Consider the following 3,915-nt stretch of genomic DNA (forward strand, 5'->3'; position numbering starts at 1 on the left):
CGCGACCGGGCGACCGACCCCGAACTGCGCACCATGGTCGCCGCCATCGAGGTGACCGAGGCCGACGAGCTGGCCACCATGCGGGCCTGGCTGCGCGACCGCGGGCTCGGCGGACACCACGCTCGGCACCCTCGACGTGCTGTACCTGACCATGATGGTGGGCCCACACCGAGCACGACGACTCGGAGATCGTCCGGCTGGGGCCGCGACCGGGCGACCGACCCCGAACTGCGCACCATGGTCGCCGCCATCGAGGTGACCGAGGCCGACGAGCTGGCCACCATGCGGGCCTGGCTGCGCGACGCCGGTCCGGCCGCGACCGCCGGGCGGCACGACCACACCGGTCACCTCGCCGCCCCGGCGGACCTCGCGCGCCTGCGGAGCGCCCCGGCCGGCCAGGTCGACGCCGTGCTGCGCGAGTTGCTCGGCAGCCACCAGCAGGCGGCCGCCGACCTGTCCCGGGCGCACCTGGCGACCGCGACCAGCCCACAGGTACGCGAACTGGCCACGCGGGTCGAGCAGTCGCGTACCGCGGAGGTGCGACTCCTGACGGCGCCGGCGGCCGGCCGGCGGTAGGCGACGACGCCGCCGCCCGCCGGGCGCGGCCCGGCGGGTCAGGCGTCGGAGCGCGGTTCCAGCCGGATCGACCGGCGCCGGCGGCCGGCCGGCGGTAGGCGACGACGCCGCCGCCCGCCGGGCGCGGCCCGGCGGGTCAGGCGTCGGAGCGCGGTTCCAGCCGGATCGACAGCGAGTTGACGCAGTGCCGGGTGTCCTTCGGGGTGAAGTGCTCGCCGTGGAAGACGTGCCCGAGGTGGCTGTCGCAGCGCGCGCAGCGGATCTCGGTGCGGCTCATGCCGAGGGTGCGGTCCTCGATCTCCTTGACCGGCCGGGGATGGCGTCGTCGAAGCTCGGCCAGCCGCAGTGCGAGTCGAACTTGGTGTCACTGGAGAAGAGTTCCAGGCCACAGGCCCGGCAGTGGTAGACGCCGGGGGTCTTCGTGTCGACGTACTCGCCCGTCCACGGTGGCTCGGTGCCGGCCTCGCGCAGCACCCGAAACTCCTGCGGGCTCAACCGGACCCGCCACTCTTCCTCGGTGCGGGGCAGTTCGTTCTTGTCAAGACTCACCCGCCAACGGTACGTCGGATGTCGGGGGCGTCGCATATGGTCGCGGAATGGGCGGCTCCTCGAAGGCGACGGTGACCGAGATCGAGGTCGCCGGGCACACCGTCCGGCTGACCAGCCCCGACCGGGTGATCTTCCCCGGCCGCGGCTTCACCAAGGCGGACGTCTTCCACTACTACCTGGCGGTCGGCGACGGGATCATGCGCGCCCTGCGGGACCGCCCCACCACGCTCCAGCGCTTCCCCGAGGGCATCGAGGGGGAGATGTTCTTCCAGAAGCGGGTGCCGACCCGGGGCGTCCCGCCGTGGGTGCGCACGGCGAAGATCAGCTTCCCCAGTGGGCGCAGCGCCGACGAGCTCTGCCCGGCCGACCTCGCCCACGTGGCCTGGGCCGCCCAGATGGGCACCATCGTCTTCCATCCCTGGCCGGTGCGGGCCGCCGACGTGGACCGCCCCGACGAGCTGCGCGTCGACCTCGACCCGCAGCCCGGCACCGACTTCGCCGACGCGGCGACCGCGGCCGGCGAGGTGCGCGCGCTCCTGGCCGAGTTGGGTGCGACCGGCTGGCCGAAGACCTCCGGCGGCCGGGGCGTACACGTCTACCTGCGCATCGAGCCCCGCTGGACGTTCACCGAGGTGCGCCGGGCCACCATCGCGCTCGCCCGCGAGCTGGAGCGCCGCCGCCCCGACCTGGTCACCACCGCCTGGTGGAAGGAGGAGCGGGGCCGGCGGGTGTTCGTCGACTACAACCAGATGGCCCGGGACCGCACCATCGCCTGCGCCTACTCGCTGCGCGCCAACGCCCGCGCCACCGTCTCCACCCCGGTCACCTGGGACGAGCTGCCCGACGTCGAACCGGACGACTTCGACCTGCGCAGCGTGCCCGCCCGGCTCGCCGAGCGGGGCGACCCGCACGCGGGCATCGACGACGCCCCGTTCGACCTCACTCCGCTGCTGGAATGGGCCGAGCGGGACGCGGCCGCTGGCCAGGGCGACATGCCGTACCCGCCGGACCACCCGAAGATGCCGGGGGAGCCGAAGCGGGTGCAGCCGAGCCGGGCGAAGCGCGAGCCGACGAGCCCGCCTGACCGGGTGCTGGGCCGGGCCTTCACTACGTATGCCGCCGGGCCGTCCACGCCAGGAACCTGTCGAACAGGTCCGCCGGTGACGGGGCCGGGTTCGGGCTGAGCTTGATCAGGTCGGCGGTGGCGTCGAAGAGGCAGCCCGCCATGTAGACCGAGAGGGCCACCGGATCCCGGCGGTACTCCATGCCCAGCAGCAGCCGCGCCGGCGGGCACGGCCAGGCGGCGGCGCACACCCGGCACAACCAGAGCGGCCGCATCGGCACGTGCGGACGGACCGCCCGCCGCTGACGGTCGGGTACAGCGGAGGTGTGGGGCGTAGCCATACCCTCATGCTGACCGACTCCGTTGTCTACGTCAACAGACACCGTAGTTGTCGCCGTCTGGCGACTGTGCCGCTGTCATCGTCAACGTGTGGAGCTTGTCGGCGTGTCGGAGATTCGGGAGATGCTCGGTGGCGTCTCGCGGCAGCGCGCGTCCGTGATCGCCAATCAACGGAACTTCCCGGAGCCGATCGCCGTCCTGGCCATGGGCAAGATCTGGCGGAAGTCCGACGTCGAAAAGTGGATCAAGCAGCACCGGCCGGATTCACTGGCCGACTGAGCGCCCGCCGTCAGCGCTGCCCGGCCATCGCCTCCACCGCCTCCTTTGCGGTCTTCAGGTCCGCGCCGGTCGCCGCCCGGTACGCCTTGATGGCCTTGATCTTCTCGCCCCGGGCCAGGTGCTCGCGGACCCCGGGCAGCGCCGGGCCGTCGTCCACCACGCCGAGGTGGTCCATCACCAGCTGGAGTCGGCGTTCGATCTCCGTCAGCCGGGCCGCCGTGCCGTCCCGCCGGGCCGGGACGGACAGTTGCGCGCCGAGCAGCGCCACGACGAGCAGCAGCAGGACGACGAGGGTGGCTTCCATGCCGGTGATCCAAGCAGATCGACGTCCGGCACACTGGCCGGCATGACCTCCACCTCGGGCGTGGTCCGGCGACTGGTCGGCGTCTACCACGCCGACGGCGGGCTGCGCGGCGAACTGGCGTACCTGGTCGGCAAGGTGCGGGGAACCACCTCGTGCGCGCTGTGCGACGTCACCCACCACGGTCTGGGTCGCAAGCGGGAGTGGCGCGACCTCCTGCCGGCGCTGGGCGTGCCGGTGGAACTGGTGCACCTCAACGAGCGCAGCCCGGCGGTCCGGGCGGCCAGCGAGGGTCGTACCCCCTGCGTGCTGGCGGTGACCGACGGCGGCCCGGTGGTGCTGCTCGGCCCGGACGAGCTGGCCGCCCTGGACGGCAGGGTGGCCCGCTTCGCCGAGGCGCTGCGCGCGGCCGCCACGCGGGCCGGCCTGCGCTGGGACGGGGTCGGATAACGATCATGTAAAGGGCGCGAACCTTTTCCGGCCCGTACCCGCTCTTCCTGGTCACCGGCCCAGCGAGGGCCCCCCGGGGGAGGCGTACGGATGAAGCTGGTGTGGAGGCGGGCCCGCGAGGCGCGGGGCCTGCTGCTGGCGGCGGCGGTCGCCGCGTTGGTCGCCGTCGCGCTGGTCACCGGGCTGTCCGACTACAACCAGCGGGCAATCGACGCCGGGCAGCGGGGCGATGCTGGCGGCGGCACCCGCCGCCGAGCGCAGCCTGCTGATCAGCGGCTCCGGTCGGCCGGGAGCGCCGCCGAGGCCACCGGCCGGGACCGGACGGTCCGCGACCGGTTCGCCGGCGGGCTGGGTGGGG

At 73.7% G+C, this 3,915-nt stretch carries 6 protein-coding genes and 2 pseudogenes; 5 read left to right on the top strand and 3 right to left on the bottom strand.

The features are described from left to right. The coding region (locus JNW89_RS30095; RefSeq protein WP_238451654.1) for a DUF305 domain-containing protein at positions 1 to 576 on the top strand (576 nt) is incomplete at its 5' end. 136 nt (positions 577 to 712) lie between these two features. Here the strand turns inward: JNW89_RS30095 and msrB are convergent. Beyond that, positions 713 to 1,125 (bottom strand): annotated as a pseudogene (gene msrB, locus JNW89_RS30100) (peptide-methionine (R)-S-oxide reductase MsrB). A 47-nt stretch (positions 1,126 to 1,172) separates the two neighbouring features. Here msrB and ligD point away from each other — a divergent pair. Beyond that, positions 1,173 to 2,195 (top strand): annotated as a pseudogene (gene ligD, locus JNW89_RS30105) (non-homologous end-joining DNA ligase); the annotation flags it as partial. A gap of 37 nt (positions 2,196 to 2,232) precedes the next feature. Here the strand turns inward: ligD and JNW89_RS30110 are convergent. Next, positions 2,233 to 2,529, bottom strand: a complete 297-nt coding sequence (locus JNW89_RS30110) for a hypothetical protein (protein ID WP_238451655.1) — start codon at positions 2,527 to 2,529, stop codon at positions 2,233 to 2,235. 88 nt (positions 2,530 to 2,617) lie between these two features. Here JNW89_RS30110 and JNW89_RS30115 point away from each other — a divergent pair, with 88 nt between their 5' ends. After that, positions 2,618 to 2,806, top strand: a complete 189-nt coding sequence (locus JNW89_RS30115) for a hypothetical protein (RefSeq protein ID WP_238451656.1) — start codon at positions 2,618 to 2,620, stop codon at positions 2,804 to 2,806. A 10-nt stretch (positions 2,807 to 2,816) separates the two neighbouring features. Here JNW89_RS30115 and JNW89_RS30120 read toward each other — a convergent pair whose 3' ends face one another. After that, a complete protein-coding gene (locus tag JNW89_RS30120) occupies positions 2,817 to 3,110 on the bottom strand; it encodes a hypothetical protein (protein WP_238451657.1) in 294 nt (97 codons plus the stop codon). Positions 3,111 to 3,152: 42 nt separating this feature from the next. Here JNW89_RS30120 and JNW89_RS30125 point away from each other — a divergent pair, with 42 nt between their 5' ends. Together JNW89_RS30125 and JNW89_RS30130 are read left to right on the top strand one after the other, a co-directional pair. Then, positions 3,153 to 3,557: a hypothetical protein gene (locus JNW89_RS30125; RefSeq protein WP_238451658.1), complete on the top strand. Its 405-nt coding sequence runs from the start codon at positions 3,153 to 3,155 to the stop codon at positions 3,555 to 3,557. A gap of 90 nt (positions 3,558 to 3,647) precedes the next feature. Continuing rightward, on the top strand, positions 3,648 to 3,915 hold a 268-nt coding region (locus JNW89_RS30130), incomplete at its 3' end, for a hypothetical protein (protein ID WP_238451659.1).

The organism is Micromonospora sp. 4G55, from assembly GCF_016803375.1.

What these genes read in the sequence shown, in the direction of transcription:
- JNW89_RS30110 (WP_238451655.1), bottom strand. Translation starts at nt 2,529, where the DNA reads ATGGCTACGCCCCACACCTCCGCTGTACCCGACCGTCAGCGGCGGGCG.
- JNW89_RS30120 (WP_238451657.1), bottom strand. Translation starts at nt 3,110, where the DNA reads ATGGAAGCCACCCTCGTCGTCCTGCTGCTGCTCGTCGTGGCGCTGCTC.
- JNW89_RS30125 (WP_238451658.1), top strand. Translation starts at nt 3,153, where the DNA reads ATGACCTCCACCTCGGGCGTGGTCCGGCGACTGGTCGGCGTCTACCAC.